Source organism: Terriglobus sp. ADX1 (genome assembly GCF_036877645.1).
Classification (GTDB): Bacteria; Acidobacteriota; Terriglobia; order Terriglobales; family Acidobacteriaceae; genus Terriglobus.
In genome coordinates this window covers 37,294-64,030 of the sequence record NZ_JAEDXV010000009.1, presented here as the reverse complement: position 1 = coordinate 64,030, position 26,737 = coordinate 37,294, and the positions used below count along the sequence as shown (strand labels likewise).

The 26,737-nt window shown below is 58.7% G+C and carries 26 protein-coding genes; 7 read left to right on the top strand and 19 right to left on the bottom strand.

All coding sequences use genetic code 11. From position 1 onward, the window contains the following. Nucleotides 1-237 precede the first annotated feature (237 nt). Nucleotides 238-2,784, top strand: coding sequence for an ABC transporter permease (locus JAO32_RS07955; protein ID WP_334239233.1), 2,547 nt, complete (start codon nucleotides 238-240; stop codon nucleotides 2,782-2,784). Nucleotides 2,785-2,838: 54 nt separating this feature from the next. Here JAO32_RS07955 and JAO32_RS07950 read toward each other — a convergent pair whose 3' ends face one another. Further along, on the bottom strand, nucleotides 2,839-3,474 hold the full coding sequence (locus tag JAO32_RS07950) for a phosphatase PAP2 family protein (RefSeq protein WP_334239231.1): 636 nt from the start codon (nucleotides 3,472-3,474) through the stop codon (nucleotides 2,839-2,841). 399 nt (nucleotides 3,475-3,873) lie between these two features. On the opposite strand from JAO32_RS07950, the gene JAO32_RS07945 reads away from it, so the two are divergent. Beyond that, nucleotides 3,874-6,420, top strand: a complete 2,547-nt coding sequence (locus tag JAO32_RS07945; protein WP_334239229.1) for an ABC transporter permease — start codon at nucleotides 3,874-3,876, stop codon at nucleotides 6,418-6,420. A 246-nt stretch (nucleotides 6,421-6,666) separates the two neighbouring features. Here the strand turns inward: JAO32_RS07945 and JAO32_RS07940 are convergent, their stop codons facing one another. From JAO32_RS07940 to JAO32_RS07895, 10 genes are all read right to left on the bottom strand, one after another. Further along, nucleotides 6,667-8,217: an NADH-quinone oxidoreductase subunit N gene (locus JAO32_RS07940; protein ID WP_334239227.1), complete on the bottom strand. Its 1,551-nt coding sequence runs from the start codon at nucleotides 8,215-8,217 to the stop codon at nucleotides 6,667-6,669. A gap of 1 nt (nucleotide 8,218) precedes the next feature. Continuing rightward, entirely contained in the window at nucleotides 8,219-9,844 is a 1,626-nt protein-coding gene (locus tag JAO32_RS07935; protein WP_334239225.1) for a complex I subunit 4 family protein, read from the bottom strand. An 18-nt stretch (nucleotides 9,845-9,862) separates the two neighbouring features. Further along, complete coding sequence (gene nuoL, locus JAO32_RS07930) at nucleotides 9,863-11,911, bottom strand: NADH-quinone oxidoreductase subunit L (protein WP_334239223.1); 2,049 nt, start codon at nucleotides 11,909-11,911, stop codon at nucleotides 9,863-9,865. A 21-nt stretch (nucleotides 11,912-11,932) separates the two neighbouring features. Beyond that, nucleotides 11,933-12,235: an NADH-quinone oxidoreductase subunit NuoK gene (nuoK, locus tag JAO32_RS07925; protein ID WP_047487821.1), complete on the bottom strand. Its 303-nt coding sequence runs from the start codon at nucleotides 12,233-12,235 to the stop codon at nucleotides 11,933-11,935. 4 nt (nucleotides 12,236-12,239) lie between these two features. Beyond that, nucleotides 12,240-12,746 carry an NADH-quinone oxidoreductase subunit J family protein gene (locus tag JAO32_RS07920; RefSeq protein ID WP_334239219.1) on the bottom strand — a complete coding sequence of 169 codons (507 nt, stop codon included), beginning with the start codon at nucleotides 12,744-12,746 and terminating at the stop codon, nucleotides 12,240-12,242. A 100-nt stretch (nucleotides 12,747-12,846) separates the two neighbouring features. Beyond that, nucleotides 12,847-13,899: an NADH-quinone oxidoreductase subunit NuoH gene (nuoH, locus tag JAO32_RS07915; protein ID WP_334239218.1), complete on the bottom strand. Its 1,053-nt coding sequence runs from the start codon at nucleotides 13,897-13,899 to the stop codon at nucleotides 12,847-12,849. Nucleotides 13,900-13,920: 21 nt separating this feature from the next. Continuing rightward, a complete protein-coding gene (locus JAO32_RS07910) occupies nucleotides 13,921-16,287 on the bottom strand; it encodes a molybdopterin-dependent oxidoreductase (RefSeq protein WP_334239217.1) in 2,367 nt (788 codons plus the stop codon). A 13-nt stretch (nucleotides 16,288-16,300) separates the two neighbouring features. Further along, nucleotides 16,301-17,623, bottom strand: a complete 1,323-nt coding sequence (gene nuoF / locus JAO32_RS07905) for an NADH-quinone oxidoreductase subunit NuoF (protein WP_334239215.1) — start codon at nucleotides 17,621-17,623, stop codon at nucleotides 16,301-16,303. A gap of 1 nt (nucleotide 17,624) precedes the next feature. Next, nucleotides 17,625-18,134 (bottom strand): NADH-quinone oxidoreductase subunit NuoE family protein, encoded by a 510-nt coding sequence (locus tag JAO32_RS07900; RefSeq protein WP_047487812.1) that lies wholly within the window; start codon nucleotides 18,132-18,134, stop codon nucleotides 17,625-17,627. Then, entirely contained in the window at nucleotides 18,131-18,448 is a 318-nt protein-coding gene (locus tag JAO32_RS07895; protein WP_334239211.1) for a transcriptional regulator, read from the bottom strand. Before JAO32_RS07895 ends, JAO32_RS07900 begins: the two co-directional genes overlap by 4 nt. A 154-nt stretch (nucleotides 18,449-18,602) precedes the next feature. On the opposite strand from JAO32_RS07895, the gene JAO32_RS07890 reads away from it, so the two are divergent. Continuing rightward, nucleotides 18,603-18,956, top strand: a complete 354-nt coding sequence (locus JAO32_RS07890; RefSeq protein WP_334239210.1) for a VOC family protein — start codon at nucleotides 18,603-18,605, stop codon at nucleotides 18,954-18,956. A 4-nt stretch (nucleotides 18,957-18,960) separates the two neighbouring features. On the opposite strand, the gene JAO32_RS07885 is transcribed toward JAO32_RS07890, so the two are convergent. From JAO32_RS07885 to JAO32_RS07870, 4 genes are all read right to left on the bottom strand, one after another. Then, nucleotides 18,961-19,386: a ribonuclease E inhibitor RraB gene (locus tag JAO32_RS07885; protein WP_334239208.1), complete on the bottom strand. Its 426-nt coding sequence runs from the start codon at nucleotides 19,384-19,386 to the stop codon at nucleotides 18,961-18,963. 165 nt (nucleotides 19,387-19,551) lie between these two features. Next, nucleotides 19,552-20,805: an NADH dehydrogenase (quinone) subunit D gene (gene nuoD, locus JAO32_RS07880; RefSeq protein ID WP_334239206.1), complete on the bottom strand. Its 1,254-nt coding sequence runs from the start codon at nucleotides 20,803-20,805 to the stop codon at nucleotides 19,552-19,554. Nucleotides 20,806-20,875: 70 nt separating this feature from the next. Beyond that, complete coding sequence (locus JAO32_RS07875; protein ID WP_334239204.1) at nucleotides 20,876-21,358, bottom strand: NADH-quinone oxidoreductase subunit C; 483 nt, start codon at nucleotides 21,356-21,358, stop codon at nucleotides 20,876-20,878. Beyond that, entirely contained in the window at nucleotides 21,359-21,769 is a 411-nt protein-coding gene (locus tag JAO32_RS07870) for an NADH-quinone oxidoreductase subunit A (protein ID WP_334239202.1), read from the bottom strand. Between the two features lie 107 nt (nucleotides 21,770-21,876). Between JAO32_RS07870 and JAO32_RS07865 the strand changes: the two genes are divergently transcribed. After that, nucleotides 21,877-22,230, top strand: coding sequence for a glyoxalase (locus JAO32_RS07865; protein WP_334239200.1), 354 nt, complete (start codon nucleotides 21,877-21,879; stop codon nucleotides 22,228-22,230). On the opposite strand, the gene JAO32_RS07860 is transcribed toward JAO32_RS07865, so the two are convergent. The 4 genes from JAO32_RS07860 to JAO32_RS07845 form a co-directional block, all read right to left on the bottom strand. Continuing rightward, nucleotides 22,227-22,454 carry a helix-turn-helix transcriptional regulator gene (locus JAO32_RS07860; protein ID WP_334239199.1) on the bottom strand — a complete coding sequence of 76 codons (228 nt, stop codon included), beginning with the start codon at nucleotides 22,452-22,454 and terminating at the stop codon, nucleotides 22,227-22,229. The two genes, JAO32_RS07865 and JAO32_RS07860, sit on opposite strands and share 4 nt — an antisense overlap. Next, nucleotides 22,454-22,876 carry a hypothetical protein gene (locus JAO32_RS07855; RefSeq protein WP_334239197.1) on the bottom strand — a complete coding sequence of 141 codons (423 nt, stop codon included), beginning with the start codon at nucleotides 22,874-22,876 and terminating at the stop codon, nucleotides 22,454-22,456. The genes JAO32_RS07860 and JAO32_RS07855 overlap by 1 nt, the downstream gene beginning before the upstream one ends. Nucleotides 22,877-22,967: 91 nt before the next feature. After that, on the bottom strand, nucleotides 22,968-23,993 hold the full coding sequence (locus JAO32_RS07850) for a prepilin peptidase (protein WP_334239195.1): 1,026 nt from the start codon (nucleotides 23,991-23,993) through the stop codon (nucleotides 22,968-22,970). Nucleotides 23,994-24,215: 222 nt separating this feature from the next. Further along, complete coding sequence (locus JAO32_RS07845) at nucleotides 24,216-24,437, bottom strand: DUF3185 domain-containing protein (RefSeq protein ID WP_334239193.1); 222 nt, start codon at nucleotides 24,435-24,437, stop codon at nucleotides 24,216-24,218. 484 nt (nucleotides 24,438-24,921) lie between these two features. Here JAO32_RS07845 and JAO32_RS07840 point away from each other — a divergent pair, with 484 nt between their 5' ends. The 3 genes from JAO32_RS07840 (at nucleotide 24,922) to JAO32_RS07830 (ending at nucleotide 26,736) form a co-directional block, all read left to right on the top strand. Then, complete coding sequence (locus tag JAO32_RS07840) at nucleotides 24,922-25,401, top strand: carboxymuconolactone decarboxylase family protein (protein WP_334239191.1); 480 nt, start codon at nucleotides 24,922-24,924, stop codon at nucleotides 25,399-25,401. Next, complete coding sequence (locus tag JAO32_RS07835; RefSeq protein ID WP_334239189.1) at nucleotides 25,401-25,886, top strand: RrF2 family transcriptional regulator; 486 nt, start codon at nucleotides 25,401-25,403, stop codon at nucleotides 25,884-25,886. Before JAO32_RS07840 ends, JAO32_RS07835 begins: the two co-directional genes overlap by 1 nt. A 79-nt stretch (nucleotides 25,887-25,965) precedes the next feature. Beyond that, nucleotides 25,966-26,736, top strand: coding sequence for a thiazole synthase (locus tag JAO32_RS07830; RefSeq protein WP_334239187.1), 771 nt, complete (start codon nucleotides 25,966-25,968; stop codon nucleotides 26,734-26,736). The last annotated feature ends 1 nt before the right edge of the window (nucleotide 26,737 follow it).

The window sequence follows — 26,737 nt, the reverse complement described above, 5'->3', positions numbered from 1 at the left end:
TCTGCCGCGATCGCGGTTTCAGAAAGGCCCTCGCTTCGGCGAGGGCCTTTCTATTTGGTATGAGCATTTCTGATACGCCGATGTTCGATTGTGGACGGTGATTCCGGAACCGGACAGAATACGTTGCTTCTTGCAGTCCGATAAGGGGTGTTAATTCAGATGATTGTGTGAATCCATGCATGGTATTGGGCTTGCATGGATAGTTCCTGACACTAATTCAAAGCTGGAGTGAGATCGATGACGGGACTTGCGGAAGATGTGCGGTACGGAATCAGGCGGCTGCGGCGGTCGCCGGGATTTGCGACGACAGCACTGCTGACGCTGGCGCTGGGTATTGGCGCAACGACCGCTATCTTCACGCTGATCTACCAGGTAATTCTGCGGTCCATGCCGGTGGAGCATCCCGAACAGCTTTACAAGGTGGGCAAAGAGATTGAGTGCTGCGTCGACAGCGGACTGCAGGGTGATTGGAGAATGTTCTCCTACGACCTGTATCGCACGTTGCTGGACAACGTACCGGGTGCTCAGCAGATGGCAGCGGTGCAGGCGGGCACGCTGACGACATCAGCCCATCGTGAGAATGAGACAGCATCGCAACCGTTGAATCTGCGTATGGTCTCGGGCAATTACTTTGAGGTGTTGGGCGTGACGCCTGCCATGGGCAGGTTGTTACGACCCGAGGATGACCGTGAGAGCGCTGCGCCCGTGGCGGTGTTGAGCTATCCGATATGGCAGACAAAGTTTCATGGCGATCCGAGCTTGATCGGGCAGACGGTCATTATGACTGGGCATGCGGTGACGGTTGTGGGAGTGACGGCGCAAGGTTTCCTGGGTGATAGGAACGCTGCCGATCCAGCGGGCGTATGGTTGCCGCTGGCGCAGGAGCCGCTGTTCTCCACGCGCGGTTTGTACAAGCAGCCGAGCTCGCACTGGCTGGATCTGCTGGTTCGGATCCCGGACGCGAGCAAGGTTCCGGCGATTCAGAATGGTCTGCACGGAACACTGGTGCAGTGGCTGCTGGCCAATCGTGATTCCAAATCGCAAACGACGGTAGAGGAGATCAAAAAGCAGACGACGGAGCTTGCAAGCGCCAGCGGCGGTATTAACGATTTGCGCGATCAGTATGAGAAAAGCCTGACGATGCTGCAGTTGATTGCCGGCTTTGTTCTGTTAATTGCGTGCGCCAATCTGGCGAACCTGATGCTGGTACGTGGTGTGGCTCGCAGACAAGAGTTGAGTGTGCGGTCGGCATTGGGAGCGAGCCGGAACCGGCTCATCCGCGAGATGTTGGTGGAGTCCCTGCTCCTGGCAATTGCTGGTGGCGTGTTGGGGCTGCTCGTAGCCAACCTGGGCGTGAAGGGGATTCTGGCGCTGGCCATGCACGGCGCGAAGATTGTTCCGCTGAGCACTTCGCCTTCACTGCCTGTACTGGGATTTGCGCTACTTCTTTCGACGGTGACGGGTGTGCTGTTTGGGATTGCACCGGCCATGATTGCTTCGCGCACGAATCCAGCAGAAGCGCTGCGTGGAGCAAATCGTGCAACGGGCCACAGTAGCGGCATGCAGAAGACGCTGGTTGTGTTGCAGGCGGCACTCTCTGTGGCGTTGTTAAGTACGGCTGCGTTGCTGATCTTCAGTCTGAATCGACTCGAACACCAGAACTTTCGCTTTGAGACCAAGGGACGCGTGCTGGCGTTCATCGATTTGGAAGCAGCGGGATACAAATACTCGCAACTGGATGGCCTGTACAAGCAGATGGACCAGGCGTTTGCGGCAACGCCAAGCCTGCACGACGTGGCGTATGCGACGTACACACCGATGTCATTCAATAACTGGGGCACCGGTGTTGCGATTGAAGGTGCAAGCAAGAATAGCGATGAAAATGTGAGCTACACGTCTGTGACCCCGAACTTCTTTGATGCAGTGGGTACGCGGCTTTTGATGGGGCGCAAGCTTACGGATCATGACACTGCTGCGAGTACGCATGTGGCTGTGGTGAACCAACAGTTTGTGAAGAAGGTGTTGAATGGCAAGCAACCGATAGGCATGCGTTTTGGCCCAGATATGCGCATGTCCAGCGAGTTCCAGATTGTGGGTGTGGTGGAGGATACAAAGTACGGCGATCCGTCTGCAGAGATGCGGCCGATGTTCTTTACTCCGATAGCGCAGGCCACTGATTACAGCCATATCGATGCTCCGGCTGAGGTGATTGAGAGGGCGACTAAGTCTGAACAGTACAAGCACTATGCCAACAATGTGGTGGCTCGCTACGACGGCGATGCTGCCGCGGCCACGGCGACGATGCGACGTGTACTGAACCAGGTGGGACCGCAGATTCCGATACTGCAGTTGACGACCTACGACGAGCAGGTGAGCGAGTACTTCACGCAGGATCGGCTGGTGGTGCGATTGACGACGATCTTTGGCGTGCTGGCTCTCTTGTTGGCTTCGATTGGGCTGTATGGCGTGACTGCATATGGTGTGGAGCGCCGGATTCCTGAGATTGGAGTGCGGATGGCGCTTGGTGCAGATCGCGGTAGTGTGGTCCGGTTGATTCTGCGTGGCGCTGCGATTCAGACAGCGATTGGCGTGGGCATTGGTATCCCTCTGGCTCTGCTTGCAGGCAAGCTGCTGCAGTCGCAGCTGTATGAAGTGAAGGGCGTGAATGTGCCGTCGCTGCTGGTCGCGTGCGGTGTGATGGTGCTAAGCGCGATTGTGGCGAGTGCAGTTCCTGCAGGTAAAGCTGCAAATGTAGAACCCATGCAGGCACTGCGAATGGAATAAGTGTTTGCGTGCATGATTCAAAAGGCTCCCACTGTTGTCAGGAGCCTTTTGTCATTACTTACTTTTGCGCGGTACGTGGTGATGAGCGCGGTAGACGTAATGCCCGATGAGCCAACCTACGCTGGAGCCGATCAGAACGTCAGACGGGAAATGTTCCTGGCCAAGGACGCGGGTGAGGCTGACACCGGTTGCTGCGGTATAGACACCGAGCTGAGCCCAGGGATTGTGATATTCGCCTGCGATAACTGCGGCGGAAGACCATGCGATGACACTGTGGCCGGAGATGAAAGAGGAACCCAGCCTGGAGGGAGCGGAGAAGAAGTTTCCATTTGCGTTGTCGATGTTGGGGCGTTCGCGGGAGGTGATGACTTTGACGAGTTCACCTACGGCATACGCCTCCGTTATAGCCTGGGAGCCGAGAATGCCTGTTTCGCGGGAACGCTCATCTCCCTTGATCTTGCCCCATGCGTACATGCCAACAGGTGTGGCGATGGAGGTGTACAGAAGGCCATCAGAGACGTTGACTGCGGTTTGATTGAGGCTAGGGTTGCGGCTCACCACATCGCGCATGGTGTGTGTGTCTGTGGCAAAGGCTGCACCTGAGGCGCCGGCGAGCGGGAGTAACCACGTTAGATCGCGCGTGCGAATGTATGCGGGAGACGTGAAGATGTGCACGGCGTCGGACGCCATGCTGCTGGGGAGACCGAGAAGTGTGACCTGGGGGTGTGGTTGGTCTTCCAAGGGGATGTGCTCGGACGCTTGCGTTTGCTGCGACTGTGCGGACGGTGCATCGGGCAATATATCGCTGGCCTGTCCATGAGCCTGGGCCGAAAAAGTCAGGAGCAGCGCCAGTGACAGGTAAGAGGGAACGAGCTCCTTTTGACGGAAGGAAGGGGGGATGAAGGCTTTTGCAATCACGCATTCAGATTGCAGAAAAGAAGCTTAATCCTTGCTGAATACGGCAGATACGGTTGGTGCAAACGATTTGGTCATTGTTGAGAAGCATAGATGAAAGAAACAGTGGCGGAAAATGGCGTAGTGCCAAGTGGCGTGATTTTGCGTAGCAACACTCGAACAGGAGAGTGACGGATGGCTGCTTTTGCGGAAGATGTGCGTTACGGAATCAGGAGATTGCGGCGCTCACCGGGGTTTGCAGCGACTGCGTTGCTTACGTTGGCTTTGGGTATTGGTGCGACGACAGCCATCTTCACACTGATCTATCAGGTCATCCTTCGTTCCATGCCGGTGGAGCACCCGGAACAGATTTACAAGGTGGGCAAGGAGATTGAGTGCTGCGTGGATGGCGGCCTTCAGGATGACTGGCGCATCTTCTCCACCGATTTGTATCGCACCTTCCGAGATCATGTGCCGAACGCGCAGGATATGGCGGCGGTGCAGGCTGGATCGACGACTGTGTCTGCGCATCGTGCGAATGAGACGGCTACACAGCCGTTGGAAGTCCGCATGGTTTCCGGGAATTATTTCGATGTGTTGCGTGTGCATCCGTATGCCGGACGGCTGATCCATCCGGATGATGATCATGAAGGCGCTGCGCCGGTTACGGTGTTGAGCTATCCGGTGTGGCAAACGAAGTTTCATGGAGATCCCAGTATTGTTGGGCAGACGCTGATTCTGACCGGGCACCCGATCACCGTGGTTGGCATTACCGCGGAGGGATTCATTGGGGATCGCAACTCTGCTGATCCGGTGGGTGTATGGATTCCTGTGGCGCAGGAGCCAGTCTTTTCTGTTCGAACACTTTCGAAGCAGCCAACTTCGCATTGGATGGATCTGCTGGTGAGGGTTCCGGATGCTGCGAAGGTGCCGCAGATTCAGAATGCGATGCGGGGGACGCTGGTGCAGTGGTTGTTGGCGAATCGCGATCCGCAGTCGCGCGATACGGTAGAACAGATTCGTAAGCAGACCACGGAGCTGGCACCTGCGAGCGGTGGTATTAACGATCTGCGCAGTGACTATGAGAAGAGCCTGACGATGCTGCAGATGATTGCGGGCTTTGTTTTGCTGATTGCCTGCGCGAATCTGGCGAACCTGATGTTGGTACGCGGTGTGGCGCGACGGCAGGAGTTGAGCGTGCGGTCGGCGTTGGGAGCGAGTCGGAGTCGGCTGATTCGCGAGATGCTGGTGGAGTCTGTGTTGCTTGCCGTAACGGGCGGTGCGCTGGGACTGTTGGTGGCGTATGTGGGCGTAAGAGGCATTCTGGCGCTAGCGATGCGTGGCGCGGAGATTGTTCCGGTGAGTGCTTCGCCTTCGCTGCCGGTGCTGGGATTTGCATTGGTGCTGTCGACCGTGACGGGGGTGCTGTTTGGGATTGCGCCCGCGCTGATTGCTTCACGCACGAATCCTGCGGAGGCATTGCGTGGTGCGAATCGGGCTACGGGGCACAGCGGTGGCATGCAAAAGACGCTGGTGGTGTTGCAGGCGGCGTTGTCTGTGGCTTTGTTGAGTACGGCTGGCCTGCTGATCATGAGTTTGAACAAGCTGGAGTCGCAGAACTTCCGCTTTGAAACGAAGGGCCGAGTGATTGCCTTCATTGATCTGGCGGCGGCGGGGTACAAGTACGAACAGCTTGATGGTTTGTATCGACAGGTGGACCAGGCGTTTGCAGGGCTACCTGGCTTGCACGATGTTTCTTATGCAACGTACGGGCCTATGGCGTTCAACAACTGGGGTACGAATATTGCCTTGGAAGGCGGCAATCCCGACGACAAGTTGAATGTGAGCTATACGTCTGTGAGTCCGCACTTCTTTGATGCGGTGGGCCAAAAGCTGATGCTGGGCCGGACGTTTACGGAACATGATTCTGCGACCAGCACGCATGTGGCTGTTGTGAACCAACAGTTTGTGAAGAAGATTTTGAAGGGTGGGTATCCGCTTGGAAAGCGGTTTGGTGAAGACCGCAGGATGACGGGTGAGTTCCAGATTGTGGGCGTGGTGGATGACTCGAAGTACGGGAATCCTTCGCGGGAGACTCGGCCGATGTTCTTCACGCCGATGAGTCAGACATCGGACTATAGCAATGTGAATGCACCGGCGGCGGTACTGGAGCAGGCGGTGAAGGGCGAGCAGTACAAACACTTTGCGTCAAACCTGATTGCGCGGTATGACGGCGATCCTTCGATTGCGACGGCGACAATTCGGCGGATTCTGAACCAGATCAATCCGGATATTGCGGTGACGCGGTTGACGACATATGACGACCAGGTAAGCAACTACTTCACGCAGCAGAAGCTGATGGTGCGGTTGACTACGATCTTTGGCACGCTGGCGTTGTTGCTGGCTTCGATTGGGCTGTATGGCGTGACGGCGTATGGTGTGGAGCGTCGGATTCCGGAGATTGGCGTACGGATGGCGTTGGGTGCGGATCGCAGCAACGTGGTTCGGCTGATTCTGCGCGGTGCAGCGATTCAGACAGTGATTGGTGTTGCCGTGGGTATTCCGCTGGCGTTGCTGGCGGGGCACTTTCTGCAATCGCAGTTGTATGAAGTGAAGGGCATCCACGTGTGGGCATTGTTGGCGGCTTGCGGCGTGATGATCATGAGTGCGTTGGTGGCGAGTGCCGTGCCGGCTGCGAAGGCGGCGAATGTGGAGCCGATGACGGCGCTGCGGATGGAGTAAGAGGCTGGTGTCCGTCGACTCTGCTCAGGATTACGGTCTTTCAACCGTATGAGCTTCGTTGTTGCGAAGCTGGTTTGGGTTCTCTGGCTGAAGCTTCAGGCTGTAGTGGCATGATGAGGGTTCGTCGGGATTCTTCGCTCTGCTCAGAATGACCAGCCGAAGAACGATCTCCTCAGAACAACGCTCTCGATGAACATAGAAAAAAGGGTGCGATTGCACCCCCTTTTCTGAGTTAGGAGGAACCGATCAGCGCAGAGCGGCTGGGTCGTTCACGGTGTTCTGTGTTGCGTCGCCTGCGGGTGCTGTTGCGATGGCTGCGGTGCGTGCCGTGGCGACGAAGCGGCCGGGCCATACTCCGAGAACAAGGGTTGCGATGACGGCAGCAGCCAGGGCGATGTAGCCGGGGAAGCGGCGACCGTCTTCCTGCGTGAACAGCGTCTCCGGGCGGTCTGCGGAGGTGAAGCTGCCGGAGGTGGGTTCGTTGGGCTGCGGCGTGCTGTACAGGCGGATGATCAGGCGCAGGTAGTAGTAGCAAGCGACGCCGGAGTTCGCCAGGCCGATGATAGCCAGCTTCACGTGACCCGCATGCAATACGCCGGTGAAGACATAGAACTTGGCGAAGAAGCCGCCGGTGAAGGGAATGCCGATCATGGACAGCAGGAAGAAGCTGAGTGCCGCGCCGAGAACGGGGTGACGGAGCGCCATGCCGGTGTAGTCTTCGCCGGTGCGGACGGTTTCCTTGTAGCCGGAGATGAGTGTGATGACGGTGAAGGCACCAACGTTCATCGCGGCGTAAGCAGCGGAGTACAACGCGGCTGCTGCAATGCCATCCGTGGGCAGCGCAGTGAATGCGCAGATGAGGTATCCGGCGTGCGCGATGGAGGAGTACGCCAGCATGCGCTTGACGTCACGCTGGAGCAACGCACCGAGATTGCCGATGCACATGGACAGCGTTGCGATGACGGCCATGAGGATGGCCCAGCGCGGCTGGAGAATCGCGTAACCCGAGAAGAGGATGCGGAGCAGAACGGCGAACGCTGCGGCCTTGGGCGCGGTGGACATCATGCCAACAACCGGCGGCGGTGCTCCCTGATAGACGTCCGGTGTCCAGACGTGGAAGGGAGCTGCGGAGACCTTGAAGCCGATGCCGATGATGATCATGGCGACGGCGACGATGGCCAGGACCGGCGTGTTGGTGGTGGTGATGACCTTGGCGACGACGTTCAGGTTCGTGGAGCCAGTAGCGCCGAACGTGAGTGCGATGCCGTAGAGGAAGAAGGCTGTGGCGAAGGAGCCAAGCAGGAAGTACTTCAGCGAGCTTTCCGTCGCGGTGGCTTCTGTCTTGCGGTAGCCCGCCATGATGTAGGTGGAGATGGACGAGATTTCAAGTCCGATGAAGACCATGAGCAGCTCCGTGGAGCAGCACATGAGCATCATGCCTACGGCGGCGAAGCAGGAGAGTGCGTAGTATTCGCCTGCATGGCTGTTGTTGCCGTCAAGAAAGTCCAGCGAGGACAGCAGTGAGACGAAGACCACGAGGCAGATGACGACCTGGAAGAAGACGGAGTAGGCGTCGACGCGGATGGAGTCGCTGAAGGCATTCATGATGCCCAGATGGAGCTGCCAGAGCGTGAGGCCGGTGGTGATGAGTGTGCCGAGGACGGCGAACCAGCCGAGGGAACGGCGGGACTTGCCAGCAGGCAGCATCGGCTCTGCCAGCATGATGATCACGCCGAAGAGGGTGAGGACATACTCCGGCAGAAGGGCCAGAACGTTGTTGGAGAGCGATTCGAGCATCTTAGCGTGCGTCTCCTGTGCGAATGGCCGAAGCTACGGCAGTGGTGTTGGCAGGTAGGCTCTGCGAGTACGTCTCGGCTTCTACTTTGCGGATGGAATCCGCAGGTGCAGGCGTGTAGCCGGAGTAGTAGACACCGAGCGAATCGAGCGAACGTGTGAAGGTGGGCGAAGAGAGGCCCATGAAGAGGAACAAGGCAACCAGCGGCCACAGGGCGAGGTGTTCACGCGGCGTGATGTCCCATCCGGGCTTCTCAGCGGAGGTAGCTCCGAGGTTTGCGTAGAAGACGCGCTGGATCATCGTAAGCAGGTACGCCGCAGCGAAGATGACGCCGGTGGTGGCGATGGTCGTCCATAGCCACGGGTGCGAGGTCAGCGTGTTGCCAGCAGTGCCGGAGAGGATGAGGAATTCGCCGACGAAGCTGTTCAGCATGGGCAGGCCGACGTTTGACAGCGCCGTGACAACGAACAGTGTGACCATCCACGGCAGCTTGCCAGCGATGCCGCCGAGTTCACGCATGTCGTAGGTGCCGTAGCGTTCGTAGAGGAAGCCCATCAGCAGGAAGAGGGCGCCTCCGGAGATGCCGTGGTTCAGGATCTGGTACATGCCGCCGTCGAGGCCGTTCACCGTGAAGGTGAAGATGCCCAGCGTGATGAAGGACAGATGGCCCAGGGTTGAGAAAGCGGCGAGGCGCTTGAGGTCGTCCTGGATGAGAGCAACGCAGGCGCCGTAGACGATGCCGATGGCACCGAGCGCGATCATCAGCGGAGCGATGCGGTGCGACTGTTCCGGGAAGATGCCAAAGGAGAAGCGCAGTACGGAGTAGAGGCCGATCTTGCCGGCGAGGATCATAACGGCGGCGGTCGGTGCTTCGCTGATGGCGTCCGACAGCCAGCCGTGCAGCGGGAAGACCGGAATCTTTACGGCGAAGGCGACCAGGAAGGCGAGGGAAGCCAGCCAGAGGCCAGCGGACGTGCCATGGATGCCGTGGTTTGCTGCAAGCGTGAGGAGATGCGGAATCTGGAAGGTGCCGGTCTTGGCATAGAGCCAGATGACGCCCACGAGAAGGATTGCCGAGGGGATGAAGTTGTAGAGGAAGTACTTCATCGCGGCCTTCTGGCGATTGTTGCTGCGGCCGTAGATGGCGATTAGCAGCGTCATGGGGACCAGGGCCAGTTCAAAGAATGCATAGAACAGGAAGAGGTCGAGCGACATGAAGACGCCGAAGATGGCGACCTGCTGCAGCAGGAACAGCGAGTAAAAGAGCTTCTGGCGGTGGGCGATCGTGCGCCACGAAGCGAGTACGCCGAGGGGTGCAAGAAGGCCGCTGAGGACGACGAGCCACATGGAGAGGCCGTCGACGCCGACGTGGTAATGGATGATCGGCGAAGGAATCCAGATGCGATCGAACTCGAAGGCGAAGTTCAGAACGCGGCTGCCCGGCGTGATCACCGTCTGCGCCTGATGGAAGTTAACGGGCAGATGCAGGGTGAAAACGAAGGTGAGCAGCGTGATGATGAGTGCTACCCACTGGTGCGATTTACCGCGCTGCGGCAGAAGCGCAAGGATTGCGACTCCGGCCAGCGGCGTGAGGAGAATCAGCGTCAGGATGAGGTCGTTTATTGTCATAGGTCCTCGCGCGTCTCCTTACTTGAGGTGCAACGCCGCTTTGGTGGCGTGCTCGGTCAATGCGGTGTAGGTCATCAGCAGGATGACGGCTGCGGCTCCGGCAGCGAGCCATCCAGCGTAAGAACGGATGTTGCCGGACTGCATGCGGCGTGTGCCGTTGCCAGCCTGGCGTGTGAGGAATGCTGCGAGTGCTCCACTGCCGCTCACCAGGCCGCCGTCCACCAGAGCGCCGAGGATGAGGCGCGAGAAGACGAGGATGGGTGTGACGATGACGTAGTGGTAGATCTCGTCCACGTAGTACTTGTTGGATGCCAGCGTGTAGAGCGGGTTGTTGGTGGCCTTGGCGCCGAGCGTGCCGGGCTTCTTGTAGTAGAAGACGTACGCAGCGAGGAAACCAACGAGTGCGGTCAGCAGGGAGACAGCGGCGAGGCCGAGTTCCATACCGCGTGATGCGGTTTCTTCTGCGGCAGCGTGTGCGCCTTCCACTGCAGGAGCGAAGACCGGAGCGAGGAAGGCACCGATTTCGTCATGGCCGTGTTGTGCTGCCGGAACGCCAACCCATCCACCGATGATTGAGAGCACAGCGAGGATGGCGAGCGGTCCGAGCATGACCCAGGGCGATTCGTGTACCCCGTGGTGGCCGTGTCCGGTCTGGCTATCGTCGTGCTCGTTTTCATTTGAGTGAGAAGCATGACCGTGAGCGTCGCCGAGGTTGTGCTCGTCAAAGCGCTCTGCTCCGAAGAAGGTCTTGAACCAGAGACGGAACATGTAGAACGAGGTAAGGCCTGCGGTGATGAGGCCGACGGCCCATAGCAGGTAGTGCAGCGGGTTCTCCGTGTGGGAGAAGGTCTGCCAGAGGATCTCGTCCTTGGAGAAGAAGCCAGCGAAGGGCCAGATGCCTGCGATGGCGATAACGCCCATCGTCATGGTCCAGAAGGTGACGGGGATGCGCTTGCGCAGACCGCCCATGACGCGCATGTCCTGCTCGCCGGAGAGGGCGTGGATGACCGAACCCGCAGCGAGGAAGAGCAGCGCCTTGAAGAAGGCGTGCGTCATCAGGTGGAAGACTGCTGCGCCATACGCCGCTACGCCGCAGCCGAGGAACATGTAGCCAAGCTGCGAGATGGTGGAGTAAGCGAGGACACGCTTGATGTCGTGCTGAACTGCACCGATCGTTGCGGCGAAGAGTGCCGTTGCTGCGCCGATGATGGCGACTACACCGAGTGCGAAGGGCGAACGGTCAAACAACACGTGCGAGCGAGCTACGAGGTAAACGCCTGCGGTGACCATGGTTGCGGCGTGGATCAGAGCGGAGACCGGTGTAGGGCCTTCCATCGCGTCCGGTAGCCAGACGTACAGAGGAATCTGTGCGGACTTACCGGCGGCACCGACGAGCAACAGCAGCGCGATTGCGGTGAGGAAGCCACCGTGCAGTTCGGGGTGGTGCTGGATTGCGGCGAAGACCTGCGTGAAGCTCAGCGTACCGAAGTGGTTGATGAGCAGAAACATTGCAAGGAGGAAGCCGAAATCGCCAACGCGGTTGACGACGAACGCCTTACGTCCTGCGTTGTTGGCAGAGGGCTTCTTCCAGTAGAAGCCGATCAGCAGATAGGAAGCGAGACCCACGCCCTCCCATCCCACAAAGAGGAGCAGGAAGCTTTCTGCCAGAACCAGCGTCAGCATGAAGAACATGAAGAGGTTCAGGTAAGCGAAGAAGCGCCAGTAACCCTCGTCGTCTGCCATGTAGCCGGTGGAGTAGATGTGGATGAGGAAGCCGACGCAGGTGATAACGCCGAGCATGATGAGCGTGAGGTGGTCGACCGTGAGGGCGAAGCGCACGCTGAATGCGGCGGTCTCAATCCAGGGACGCGAGGCAGCGGTGATCTGGAGTACGTCATGCGAGCGCATGAAGAACCAGAGCCACGCCCACAGCAGAGCCGGGATGGCGGTGAATAAAAGAGCGATGGCTGCGACGCCGGCTTTGGGGAGCTTACGGCCAATGGTGCCGTTCAGCAGGAAGCCGGTGAAGGGAAGCAGCGGGAATAGCCAGAGCAGATGTGCGGGCATCGGTATGTATCTCGTCTCCGCTTAGTTCTTGAGCAGGTTGATGCGGTCCACGTCCAGCGTCTGGCGCGTACGGAAGATAGCGATGATGATGGCAAGACCCACGGCAGCTTCGGCGGCGGCAACCACCATGACGAAGAAGACGAAAATCTGTCCGTGCACGGCGTGATGCACGTGCGAGAACGCAACGAACGTCAGGTTCACGGCGTTGAGCATAAGCTCAATCGACATGAAGACGGTGATGATGTTGCGCTTGATGAGGAACGAAGCAATGCCGATGGTGAAGAGCACCGCGGCAAGAACCAGATAGGCGTAGATGGGCACCATGTGTTTAGTGCTCCTTCCGTGCGAGAACCACAGCGCCAAGAATGGCGACGAGGATGAGGATCGATGTGACTTCGAAGGGTAGCAACAGGTCAGTGAACAGCGTCTTGCTGATCTCAACCATGTTGTTCAAGCCGTTGTTCAGATGGCCACCAAGATTGACGGAACCCAGGATGGCCTTCTCATGAAAGAAGGTGTAGCCGAGGAGCGCGACAACGCCGATGGCTCCGGGGATACCCGCGAAGTAGGCGGCTTTGGAGCCGTGCGTTCGGTCTTCTTCACCTGCGTTGAGCAGCATGATGACGAAGGTGAACAGCACCATGATGGCGCCGGAGTAGACGATGACCTGAGCGGCCGCAAGGAACTCAGCACCCAGCGTCCAGTAGATGACGGCGAGCGACATCATGACGACGATGAGCGAGAGCGCGGAGTTGATGGGGTGACGCTGAAACAGAAAGTTCAGCGCACCGGCCACACAGAGCACCGCAAAGATGATGAAAAGCGCGAGTTGCATCGTTCCGGCAAGTCCTTCGATCTGTTGCAAGAAGCGGTTAAAAGGCTGTTTGCTGGGGTATCGGTTCCGTGTTGATTGTAACCGAGGCCCTGCAGCGGATTTACCCCTTGAAGGCCAGCACCAGTGCTGTACCTACGATGTTGAGCATGGAGAGCGGCAGCAGCCACTTCCAACCGAAGCTCATGAGCTGGTCATAACGGAAGCGTGGCAGCGTGGAGCGCACCCAGATGTAGAGGAACAGGAAGCAGAAGACTTTGAAGACGAACCAGAGCACCGGGAAGATGTGCATGAGGATCGGTCCACCGAAGTTATCCGGCAGGAAATGGCCGAGCGGGGAGGATGCGCCGCCGAAGAAGAGCAGCGTGGCCACGCAGGACACCGTGATCATATTCGCGTATTCCGCCATGAAGAACATGGCGAACTTCATGGACGAATACTCGGTGTGGTATCCGGCGACGAGTTCCGATTCGGCTTCCGGAAGATCGAACGGTGCACGGTTGGTTTCCGCGTAAGCCGCCATCAGGTACACGAAGAAGCCGAGAAGCTGCGGCCAGATGTTCCAACTGAGAAAACCGTGGGTGGCCTGGGTATCGACGATGTCGCGTAGGCGGAGCGAGCCGGAGCGCATGACCACGCCTACGAGCGAGAGGCCGAGCGCGAGTTCGTAGCTGATGACCTGGGCAGACGCACGCAGTGAGCCGAGCAGCGAGTACTTGTTGTTCGACGACCAGCCGGAGAGCGCAATGCCGTAGACGCCGATGGAGGTGATGCCGAGGATCACCAGAAGGCCGATGTTGATGTCGGAGATCTGGAAGAGGTCGACGCCGTGGTACTCGAACACGTTGCCGAAGGGAACGACAGCAATGGAGACCAGCGCGCAGGAAAGCGCGATGAGCGGAGCGAGCACAAACAGCGGGCGCTCCACTGCAAAGGGCATCAGGTCTTCCTTGAGGAAGAGCTTGATACCGTCCGCCAGCGGCTGGAAGAGGCCGAATGGGCCGACGCGGCTGGGTCCCCAGCGATTCTGGATGAGGCCGATCACCTTACGCTCAAGTAGCACCGTGTACGCCACGGAGGTGAGCGTGATGACCAGAACCACCACAATCTTGAGGATCGTGAGCAGGATGAAGATTTGCGTGTCAGTCAGATGCATCGCGGCTGTCTCAGGTCCTTATCAGTCAGCCGGGATGCCGGCGGGTTCTACTGCGTACTTGTCGGCCAGTTCGGTCAGCTTGGGCGAGTAGCGGCCCAGGGTGCCGGAGGTGAAGAGCGTGTCGTCGGCGGGAAGGACGAGGTCGCGGCGTGCCGGTGCGATCTGGATGAGATCTGCCGGAGCGGCTGGCGACAGGTGCTGGTCGTTGCCGCTGAGAAGCTGCAGACGGAGCAGGTCGTAGCCCGGAACGAGGCGCTGAATCTCGTCGAGCACCGCGAAGGGATCGAACGGCGACAGCTTCGGCTCAAGGTTGTTGCTGGTGAGCCATACGGCGTGACGGTCGGCCTCGCCAGCCTGTGCACCGCGCGTCTGGCCCAGGTCAGCGCGGAGTCCAGAAGACTTCTTGCCGAAGGGAACGAGTTCTCGAATGTTGGCGCCCATCGCGTCAGCAACGCGGACGATCAGTTCCAGGTCGGTGCGGACACCGGCGCGGTCACTGGCCTTCTGTACGAGTTGCAGATCACCGTAGCTGTTGGTTACGGAACCGGACTTCTCGTAAAGGTTGGCGCAGGGCAGGATGACGTCTGCCAGCTTTGCCGTTTCCGTAAAGAACATCTCGTGGACAACTGTGAAGGTGTTCGCAAGATAGGACTCTTCGATGGAATAACGGCTGACCGGGTTTGCATTGACGATGTACAGCGCGCCGAGATTGCCCGCGTTGGCTGCGTCGAAGATGCCGACGAGGTCGAGGCCAGGTGTGCTGTTGAAACGCTCGCCGTACTCGTTAGCGAAGTCGTGGTGACCCTGTACCGGCTGGTAGCCCGGCAGCATGTCGGGCAGGAGGCCCATGTCGGCAGCACCGTGCGCATTCACGTAGTCGCCGAGGAGCGCAAACTTCGTGTTGGGCAGCGTGAGGCCGAAGTCGATGAGGCGCTTGAGGGCTTCGCCGCGCAGCTCGTCGCCGATGAGGATGACGAGGGACTGCTGAGCCTTGACGGCTTCAGTGATGGCGTTGAGTGCTGCATCGCCGGTGCCGTTTGCAAGCGCTTCGACGGCTGCGCCGTAGCCGAGTTCGTCGATCTGGGCGAAGTTCTTTGCCTGGCGACGGAGCTTGATGGCGCGGTGGTTCACGATGAACAGCTTGGCGTTGTTCAGGCGAACGTTGGTGCGCAGGTTCCATGCGGTCAGGGGAGCTTCGTTGGTTGGATCGCCGCCGACGAGGAGGATCGCCGGAGCGTTCTCATTGTCATGCTGCGAGGCAAAGCGGTCGCGATGGCCTGCGAGTGCCGCGGCCAGCGTGACGTAGTCGGCCGTGCGATGGTGATCGATGTTGTTGGTGCCAAGGACCGTGCGTGCGAACTTCTGCAGCAGGTACGCCTCTTCGTTGGTGAGGCGGTTGCCGCCAATGACGGCGGTCTGCTTGCCAGCGTCACGGATTTCGCGAAGGCGCTTGCCGGTGAAGGCGAGTGCCTCATCCCAGGTGACGGTTTTGAATTCGCCGTTGGGCTGACGGAGCATCGGCTCTGTAATGCGCTGGGGCGAATTGGCGAAGTCGAAGCCGTAGCGACCCTTGTTGCAGAGGAAGTCGCCGTTGAGGCCGGACTTGTCGCGGTTGTCGCCACGCATGATTTCGCTGCCGTCCGTGGTGGAGCGGACGCCGAGGGTGGTCTTGCAGCCATCGCCGCAGTGCGTGCAGATGGTGGCTACGTGGTTCATCTCCCACGGGCGCGTCTTGTAACGGTAGGTGTCGGAGGTGAGGGCGCCTACGGGGCAGACGTCAATGCACATGCCGCACTCTTCGCAGTCGAGCTTGGCCAGGCCATCTTCCGTCTGGGATGCAGGAATGTTCGGCGCAATGACAGCGGAGGAGCCGCGATTCTGGATGCCGAGAGCGTAGACGTCCATGCCTTCGCCGCACATGCGGACGCAGCGATAGCAGAGGATGCAGCGCGGACGATCAAAGTAAACCGTGGGCGACCACTTCTGCTCTTCGCGGTGGTTCTTCGGCTCGGTGTAGAAGGATTCTGCCGCGCCGTACTTGAAGGTCATGTCCTGCAGTTCGCACTGACCGCCTGCGTCGCAGACGGGGCAGTCGAGCGGGTGATTGCCGAGCAGGAGTTGCAGCGTGGCCTTGCGGGCCTGCGCAATCTCCGGCGTCTCCGTTGCAACGACCATGCCTTCAGCCACAGTGGTGGTGCAGGCGGTGGCGAGCTTGGGGACCTTCTCAATGCGGACAACGCACATACGGCAGGCCGCCTGAAGTGACAGGCCGGGGTAGTAGCAGAAGGCCGGGATCTGGATGCCCGCGGCCTTGCAGGCGTCGATGAGCAGCGTGCCCGCGGGTGCGGTGAGCTGCTGGCCGTCTACGGTAAAGGTTACGTCTGGCATTCCGTCCTCGAACTTAGTGCGCCGCGCCGATGAGTTCATCGGTGGTGATGAAGGCCTTTTCGGTGCGCTGGCCCTTCAGATACTCTTCAAACTCGCCGCGGAACTTCTTGATGAAGCCGAGCGTAGGCATGGCTGCTGCGTCGCCGAGCGGGCAGAAGGTACGGCCCATCATGTTTTCGGCGAGGTACTGAATGTTGTTAATGTCCTTCGCGTTGCCCGCTCCGTTGTAGAAGCGCGTGAGGGTCTTCTTCAGCCAGTCCGTGCCTTCACGGCAGGGAATGCACCAGCCGCAGGATTCATGCTGGTAGAACTTGATGGTTCGCAGCGCGAACTCCACGATGGATACGGTTTCGTCGAGGACGACGATGCCACCCGAGCCGAGCATGGTGCCGGCTTTGCCCATCTGGTCGAAGTCCAGGCCAACGTCGATTTCCTCGGGCAGCAGGACCGGGCAGGAAGACCCGCCAGGAACTACGGCCTTCAGCTTACGTCCGCCCTTCACGCCGCCTGCCACTTCGTAGATAGCCTTCTTCAGGTTGTAGCCCATGGGCAGTTCGTACACGCCTGGGCGCTCGACCATACCGCTGATGCCGAAGAGGCGTGTGCCACCATTGCGCTCGGAACCGAGCTTGGCATATGCCTCGCCGCCCATCAGCAGGATGTGCGGTGCGGAGGCAATCGTCTCTGCATTGTTGATGACGGTGGGACCACCATAGAGGCCGACGACAGCAGGGAACGGAGGCTTGATGCGCGGAACGCCACGCTTGCCTTCCAGCGATTCCATCAGAGCCGACTCTTCACCGACTTCGTATGCGCCCGCGCCGGACTGCGTGACGATGTCGAAGTCCACGCCTTCCTTGCCGAAGATGTTCTTGCCGAGGAAACCCTTGGCGTATGCGTCGGCAACGGCCTTTTCAACGATCTTGAGCAGATAGCGATATTCGCCGCGCAGATAGATGAAGCCCATCTTCGCGCCGATGGCGAGGCCCGCGATCATGGTGCCTTCGATTACGGCATGCGGGTCATGCAGGAAGATGACGTGATCTTTGCAGGTGCCGGGTTCGGATTCGTCGCCGTTGACGAGAACATACTTTGGCTTCTCGCTGACCTTGGGGACGAACGACCACTTCATGCCGGTGGGGAAACCTGCGCCACCGCGACCGCGAAGGCCGCTGGCCTTCATTTCATTGATGACCCATTCCGAACCGCTTTCAATAGCCTTCTGCACGGCCTTGTAGCCATCGAGCTCGAGGTACTTGTCGATGTCTGCCGCGCCCTGGCCGAAACGGCGGGAGAGGACTTTGACTTCATCGGGGTGTGAGACGAGAACGGGCATGTTACTTCACGTCCTTTCCGCGGCCTGCTGCGTAGTCTTCGAGGATGACGTCGACCTTTGCGGGCGTGAGGTTTTCATGGAAGTCGTAGTTGACCTGCATGGCCGGAGCCCAGCAACAGGCGCCAATGCACTCAACTTCTTCAAGCGAGAAGAGACCATCTGCGGTGACTTCCTTGTGGCCGATGCCGAGCTTGGCTTTGCAGTGATCGAGAATGTCGTAACCGCCGACGAGCATGCAGGAGATGTTGGTGCACACCTGTACGTTGTACTTGCCTGCGGGCTTGGTGCGAAGCATGGAGTAGTACGACAGCACGCCGCGAACGTCCAACTCAAGAAGGTCGAGTCGCTGCGCAATCTCAGCGACGACGGCGTCGGAGACATAGCCGACCTCGTCCTGCGCATAAAGCAGCATGGGAACAAGAGCCGAACGCTTGACGGGGTACAGAGTGACAAGTTTGTCGAAGCGCGCGGCCGTGGCCGGCGAAAAGATGCTGTCGGTTACGGTGCTCACACGGTAATTATCGCCGATGCAAGTCGTTCTGCGAACAGGTCCATCTCATCTTCGTTGTCACCAAGGACGGCACGCCCATTTTCTGTGAGTTTGAAGGGCTGCAAATCGCCTTCACTGGTGCGGTATTCGTCATGCGTGAACTGCATCCAGCGCAATCCATAGCGGACCAGAATGGTCGCATCGGAAACTTCGACTACGGCGTGATGCTCGCGACCGAGCGAGTGTACGGCAGAGTAAGAACGCAGCAGGGAAGCCCAGGAAGTCCAGAGTTCGCGATGAAGCTGTGCGGTGATGTGTTCGGAGATGTCGCTCACCTCTTCACGCTATCGCATCTGTGGCGCTACGATGTGGTTGTTCCTCGCGAGGCGGCATTCCTGCCGCTTCTACCTGCACTGCGAAACCTTCTCGCCGTGGTGTGGATGGGGGCTGGCCTGCGAGAGTGTGCTCGGGGAGCACGGAGGTCAACCCATGGCTAAGAATCAGTTTTCGTACATTGAATTGCCCGCGACAGATGTGGCTTCGCTGAAGTCGTTTTACGGAAACGTCTTTGGATGGACACATCAGGACTGGGGCGCGGACTATGCAACGGTGCATGGATCGGGCCTGGAGGCTGGTTACAACGGCAGCGATGAGGGCCGGTCAAAGGCTCCGCTGGCAATGATCGAAACCGATTCGATTGAAGCAGTAGCGGAGCAGGTGAAGGCGGCTGGAGGAACGATTACGCAGCCGATTTTCCAGTATCCGGGCGGACGCCGGTTTCACTTTACGGATCCTGCAGGAAATGAACTTGCCGTGATGCAGCCGGACAAACAGCACTCTTAAAGCGCTAGGCGGCAACCTGGCGGCGCTGCGGAACGGTGGATGTGCTGGGTTGCTTCTGCGTCTCTTCTGCGGTTTCGTCTGTGAGGAGGTTCCAGCCGTCGTAACTGCCGTTCATGCTTGCGGCGGTATGGACCATGTCGGCGACGAACTCCTCGCGGACGGCATCGCGCAGACTGCGCTTTACGCCGACGCGGATACTCCAGCGGCCATTGGCTTTCTGCTTTGGGTCACGTGTAAGAATGCGCGTGCCCTTCGCGAAGAGCGCCTTGCTGAGGGCCTGGGCGCATTCCTCTCCAGGGCACGAGAAACAGAGCACCAGCGAACGTGTGACTTCCACGTTGTATTGCTGGTCAATCAATTCCTTGATGCGGACGCTGTTGTTTGCTAACTGCTGATCAAGGTTTTCCTTCTCGCGCAGATCGGTGACCATGTCAGTTTCCCTCGTATTTGCTGATTGAGATGCAAGAGGGAGATGCGGCGTTTCTTTGATTGACGCGTGATTTTGAGCCTTTTCACGCGTCGTCTTTTCGCCGGAATAACAAAAGCCCCGCTCCTTAGAAGTAAGGCACGGGGCTTTGCTTTTAGTTCGTTTGTCTTAGCGGTCGATTTCACCGAGAACGATGTCGATGGAGCCGATGACAGCCACGACGTCGCCGAGCAGCTTGCCTTTGCACATGGTTTCGAGTGCCTGCAGAGTGGCGTAGCTGGGGTTACGCATGTGGACGCGAAGAGGCTTGGCTGTGCCATCGGAGACGACGTAGTAACCCATGACGCCGCGGGGCGATTCCACTGCCTGGAAGACTTCGCCGGCGGGGACTGCGAAGCCCTCGGTGACGATCTTGAAGTGGTGGATGAGCGATTCCATCTGCGTCTTCATCTGCTCGCGGTTGGGCAGGATGATCTTCGGCGCGTCGGCCACGATGGGGCCTTCCGGCATGCGATCGAGTGCCTGCTGGCAGATCTTTACCGACTCGTACATCTCCTCGATGCGGATGACGTAGCGAGCCCAGACGTCGCCTTCGGTGCGGATGGGTACCTTGAACTGGTACTTCTCGTAGCCGGAATAGGGCATGTCGCGGCGCAGGTCCCAATCCACGCCCGAAGCGCGGAGCGGCGGACCGGTGACGCCGAGAGCGATTGCGTCCTCAGGCGAGAGGTAGCCGACGCCCTTGAGGCGGTTGATCCAGATAGGGTTGCCGCTGAGAAGGCCTTCGTACTCGGCGATCTTCGACGGCATGATGTTGAGGAACTTCTGCACGCGGGCGAACCAGTCGATGGGCGGTTCCATAGAGAGGCCACCAATGCGGAAGTAGCTGGTCATCATGCGCTGGCCTGCTACGGCTTCAAAGAGGCGGAGGAGTTCTTCACGCTCGCGGAAGCAGTAGAGGAAGACAGTGAGCGCGCCGATGTCCATGGCGTGCGTGCCGAGCCAGACCAGATGCGACTGGATGCGGGTGAGTTCGTTCAGCAGGATACGGATGGTCTCTGCCCGCTCAGGAATCTCAAGGCCCAGAAGCTTTTCAACCGCCAGCACGTATGCCAGGTTGTTGGTCATGGGGCAGAGATAGTCGATACGGTCCGTGAGAGGAACGACCTGCTGGTAGAACTTGGCCTCAGTGGTCTTCTCGATGCCGGTGTGCAGGTAACCGATGTCAGGAGCGAGAGAGACGACGGTTTCGCCGTCAATCTCAAGCACGAGACGGAGCACACCGTGGGTGGACGGGTGCTGCGGTCCCATGTTGAGGACCATGGTGTGGTCGTGCGAAGGATCCTGGTTGTGGCGGCGTGCGTCTGAGACGACGTCGTCCACACCGGGGTTGATCATGTCAGGAGCGGCTACTGGTGCCATCTTGCTTGTCCTCAATCGTTACGAAAGCAGTACGCAAAGAGCGCGACGTACGCGCCAAGTACGCAAAGGTTTAGCGGTAGCCCTCAACGGGGTAGTCCTTGCGCAGCGGATGGCCCTTCCAGTCGGTGGGCATCATGATGCGGGTCAGGTTCGGGTGGCCGACGAAGCGGATGCCGAAGAGATCCCACACCTCGCGCTCGTAGAAATTTGCGCTGGGCCAGACGGAGGTGATGGAGTCGATGACCGGATCTTCACCGTCCAGTAGGGCCGCCAGACGGACGCGCTGCTTCAGCCGGTGGCTGACGATGTGGTACGTGACCTGGAAGCGAGGCTCGCTGGGGTACCAGTCGACTGCCGTGACGTCTTCGAGGAAGTTGTAGCCAGCCTTCTGCACAGCAATGGCGGCCGCGACGATGTTCTGCGAAACCACGTAGATGGTGAGTTCGTTGCGGTCAAACTTTGCCTTTACGGCAAGGTCAGCCAGCGCCACGACCGCGGCGTTGTCCGCCATGTGTTCACGCACGGCTTCGAGAGTCAACAGAGCTTCTGCCATTTAGAGGTCCGCCTTGTCCTGGCTCCAGTCAAGGACGCCCTTCTTCCAAACGTAAAACAGGCCCACGGCCACGAAGCCGAGGTACACGATCATCTCCCAGAAGCCGAAGAAGCGCGATCCGGTGATGCTGGGGAGTTGGCGATAGATGGTCGCCCAGGGAAGCATGAAGACGGCTTCCACGTCGAAGAGGATGAAGAGCATGGCAACCATGTAAAAGCGCACGGAGAAGCGTCCGCGTGCGTCGCCGACGGGCTCCATACCGCACTCGTAGGCACCGGCCTTGACCTTGCTGGCACGCTTCTTGCCGATGAAATACGAGCCGCCGACCATGCCGCCAGCCAGTCCGACGGCGACCAGTAGCTGGAAGGCCAGCGGAAGGTAATTCCATATATAGGGATGTGACGTGTTCATGCCATCCTCTGAATTTTCTTTAGTTCCAGTTCTGATTCTAGTCGCAACACGTTGCGAAGCAAATGGGAGGGGAACATACTCGGGTTATGACGGAGCGCAGGCACACTTTGACAGCGATTCTTCCGAGCACGGATGTGGCGCGGAGCCGCGCGTTTTATGCGCGATTGGGTTTTACGAATGCCTCTGGCGATGAAGAGTATCTGATGCTCTCCGATGGGCTGGGCGGCGAAATCCATCTGCAGCCGTCTGTGCCGGGCTGGTTGATTCCTGGGAAGAATCCGTTTGGGCTCTACCTGTACACGGAAAAGGTCGATGAACTGGCCGCCGTGTTTAGCGCGGAGATTCTGGAGAAGGGCAAGCGTCCGGAAGAGAAGCCGTGGGGTATGTACGAGTTTTCGCTCTCGGATCCGGATGAGACGCTGGTCCGGATCGGTTGGCCGATACGGCTCCGCTCGGTTTAGCTGCCTTTCTTGTTGGATGACGCTGGCTGGTACTGAAAGACCTGTTCCAGCGGCACGGCAAAGATGGTTGCGATGCGGAAGGCGACCTCCAGTGAGGGCGAATACTTATCAAGCTCAATGGCGATCACTGTCTGGCGCGTGACACCGATCTGATCGGCCAGCTCCTGCTGCGTCATGCTGTGGTCGCCACGCAGTTCACGGATGCGGTTGCGGATGCCGCCCATTAGACGGGTCTCCGGTGCGCGATAAGCTGCGTCACCACGCGCGCGATATCCGCTAGTACGATCGTGCCGAAGAGCACACTCAGGAACTGAATCGCAAGACGCATCGGATCCAGATGACCGTAGGCCGCCCATAACCATAGGAGCGACAGCCCCGTTCCCACGAGTCCGGTGAAGGCAATGTATCCGGCGCGGTATCCGTAGAGGCGGATCTGCTTGTCGCGCTCGTCCTGAAGTCTGTTACGCGTGGCCACGGCGATGACGGCCTGACTCAAAATCTGAAGCGCCATCAGGAGCACCATTGCGCCTGCAATCCGTGTAAGCGAGTTGCTATAGCGGCTAAGGAATAGGTAGGGAAGATAAACCGCCAGGTTGACGACTAGGACGCCGTAAAGAGAACGCTCCTCGTAGGAGAGATTCGCCATGATTTCACCTCCGCATGTCAAACATATTTGACATGCGAAAACCATAGGCCGATCGGGCGGGTGTGTCAAATATTTTTTACATTGCTTGTTTCTAGCGAAAGAGCGCCAAGTAGGAATCGGCGATTCGCTGGCCGTATAGGGCCGCGAACATGCCCGCAACTGCCAGGAAACTGCCAAAGGGAAGTCGGGTGGCGGCGTTGGCTTTGCCTCGAATGAGCAGGAGGACCGCGTAGAGCGTGGCCAGGAAGATGCCCAGTGCCAATGCGATCGCTGTTGGTGCGAAGCCGAGGAAGGCGGCGATCATGGCGAGGAGCTTGGCGTCGCCGAGGCCCATGCCGTCGCGCTTGCGTAGAGCTTTGTAGACGGCGCGGATCGCGTAGAGCAGGAGGAATGCGGCTGCCGCTGCGAAGATGTGGCTGAAGATGTGGAACTCCGGCCCGGTGAGGAACACGTTGCCGGTGCTGCGGCCTGCGTTGGCGCTGTTGATGTTGATTTTATGTTTGAGGACGACGTCGTCCTGCTGCGAGTCGAGGAAGAACGCCTGCATACAGGTGATGGCGAGTCCAACGAAGATGCCGCCGTAGGTAAGGTCGCTGGGCAGGATGTGTTCACGCCAGTCGGTGACGGCGAGGCCGATGAGAAACCAGCCGATGCAGGCGGTGGCGAAGCAGCGGAGGGTGAGCTGCATGATGGGATCGAAGTCGCCCGGCAGCGGTTGCGTGAAGGGCCAGAAACTGACGACGAACCAGAGTGCTACGGCTAGTTCTACTGCGGGGTAGCGCCAGGAGATGCGCTCGTGGCAATCGCGGCAGCGGCCACGGAGAAGCAGATAGCTGAATAGCGGGATGTTGTCGTACCAGCGAAGCTGCGCATGGCAGTGCGGGCAGCGCGATCGCGGCGAGATGACGGATTCATCTGCAGGCAGGCGGACGATGCAGACGTTGAGAAAACTACCAAGCGCGAGGCCGATGATGCCTGCAAGCGCGGGAATGAGCCAATGAGACGCCACGGATTTCAGTATAGGTGTGGGTGTTGTTGAGCCGTTCGAATATGGGCGCGATACGGCGTTCCCATGCAAGGCTTCGCTGGTAAGGACGAGATGCGTCTGATGCTGCATGATTCGCAAACTCAAATCCGGTGAATTTCGTATTTACTCCCGCAAGGTGGATGAAAAGACGGGCAAACGCAGGAATCTGGGTACGTTTTCTTCGCGTGCGGCCGCCGAGAAGCACGAGCGGGCGATCCAATACTTCAAACATGGCTGAAGGTGAAGCCCTGGCTGACAAAAGAAGAACCCCGGCTGCATGTGCGGCCGGGGTTCTGTTTGCCTGTGGTGCGATTACTTGCTGCGTGCGCCTGCTACTGCCAGGCCTAGTCCCGCAACGATAAGAACGCCAGAGACGACAGGGCCGATGGGGAAGGAATGCTCTTCCGTGTGGCTGACCTGGATGGGGCCAAGCTTAGCGTCCTGCTTCTTTTCCTTGAAAGAAAATCCGCCCGTGACCAACGTAATAATGCCGGCGAGAACCAATACAACTCCAACAATGGTGAGACCCTTCATGGACACCCTCAACTTTTCTGAATTCAGCAACGGGTTTCTGAGACGTGGCACAACGTGGCGGGGATGCCTTGGGCTGGCGGATTCCGGCGTTCATCCGCCCTTGCTAACGGTTTTCGGCAGGCGTAGTCTCACGCTTACACGGGAAAGGAGGATGATCCAGCCTATGAAATGTGGAAGTAGTTTATGTGGTTCAACACGTGAGGTGACTGAGGCCTAGAGCGTTCCGCTCCAGACCTGGCAATCTCGCCGAACAATGCATAACATCCGCCAATATGGGGATTTGCACGGCTGACTCCGCCGAGGCCCTCCGAACGAGTGGACGCCTCAGGTCAATCTCAACAGTTCACCGCAATAAAAGAAATGGCCCGCTGCCTATTCCGGCACGGGTCATTTCTTTTTTGTGTTTCTTCTTGCATCACGAGTTCAGAGCCTGCATCTTAATTACGGATATAAAATATCCGCATATACAAAGTGAGGCTTGACCATGTCCCTTCGCATTGACTACGCACACCAGTCACCTGAGTTGTTTCGCAAATATCTGGAAATGAGCATGGCTCTGAAGAAGAGCAGCATTGACGAGAAACTGAAGTCGTTGGTGGAGATTCGTGCGTCGCAGTTGAATGGCTGCGCGTTCTGCCTGGACATGCATGTGAAGCAAGCCAAGATTGCCGGGGAGCGCGAATTGAGGCTTTACCATGTGAGCATCTGGCGCGAGAGCAACCTGTTTACACCGAAGGAGCGCGCGGCTCTGGAGTGGACCGAGGCTGTGACGAAGCTGAGCGATCATGGTGTGAGCGACGCTGTATTCGACGCCGTTCGCAAGGAACTTTCGGAGAAGGAATTGACGGATCTGACCTTTGTTTTGATGGTGATCAACGGCTGGAACCGCGTTTCTGTTGCGTTTCAGGCGGTGCCGGGATCGCAGGATGAGGCATACGGCCTGACGGCAGCAGGACTGAGTTAATGCAACTTCGGAATCACGTGGAATGGGCCTTGCACTGTTGTGCAATCCTGGCGGGCTTGCCGGAGGGCAAATTTCTGCCTGCGAAAGTGCTGGCGGAGTTCCACGGGGTTCCAAAGGAGTATCTAGCTAAGGCGCTTCAGGCGTTGTCGCTGGCGGGGCTGGTGGAAGGAACGCTTGGTCCCCATGGCGGCTATCGCCTGAAGCGTGCGCCGGAAAAGATTACGTTTCTGGATGTGGTGGAGGCGGTGGAAGGCAAGGCTTCCACGTTTGTGTGCACGGAGATTCGTGGGAATAATCCCTGCCGCGAGCCGGGGTATTGCGACACGAAGCCTTGCGGCATTGCGAGGGTGATGTGGGATGCGGACCGGGCGTGGCGGGAGAAGCTGGCGAGTGTACGGATGTCGGATTTGCTGGTGAATCTGCTGCAGGACGTACCTGCCGATCAACTGGCCAAGAATGCGGAGTGGCTGGCGGAGCGTAGTTGAACCTGAAAGACGCCTTTTAACCGTTTCTGGTGACGCAGAACACTGCATAAGCGTGTGAACCGCTCATAGAATGGAAGGCATGGAACCTCTCGTCATTGCAGGCAAGGCATTTCAGTCGCGACTGATTGTTGGAACAGGAAAGTACAAGGATGGACCGGAGACGCGGGATGCCATTGAGGCGTCGGGCGCGGAGATGGTCACGGTGGCGGTGCGCCGTGTGAATCTTGACCGGTCGAAGGAGTCGCTGCTGGATTTTATCGATCCGCAACGGTACTTCCTGCTGCCGAATACGGCGGGTTGCTACACCGGCGAGGAAGCGATTCGTGCGGCTCGGCTGGGGCGCGAGGTTGGCATCTCGGACTGGGTGAAGATTGAGGTTATTGGTGACAAGAAGACCCTGTATCCAGACGTTGCAGGAACGCTGTTAGCGACTGAGGTTCTGGTGAAGGAGGGCTTTACGGTTCTTCCGTATACCTCTGATGACATTGTGTTTGCGAAGCGTTTGATTGATGTCGGTGCGGCCGCTGTGATGCCGTTGGGAGCACCCATCGGATCGGGGCTGGGTTTGCAGAACACGGCCAATCTGCGCATCCTGCGCGAGATGATCACGGAGGTTCCGCTGATTGTTGACGCAGGTGTGGGTACCGCTAGCGATGCGGCCGTCGCCATGGAGATGGGCTTTGACGCGGTGCTGATGAACACAGCGATTGCTGAGGCTCGTGAGCCGGTATTGATGGCTGAGGCGATGGGCAATGCAGTGCTGGCCGGGCGCCAGGCTTATTTGGCTGGTCGTATGCCAAGGCGGCTGTATGCTTCGGCAAGTTCGCCGCTGGAAGGCGTTTCGCGGTAGC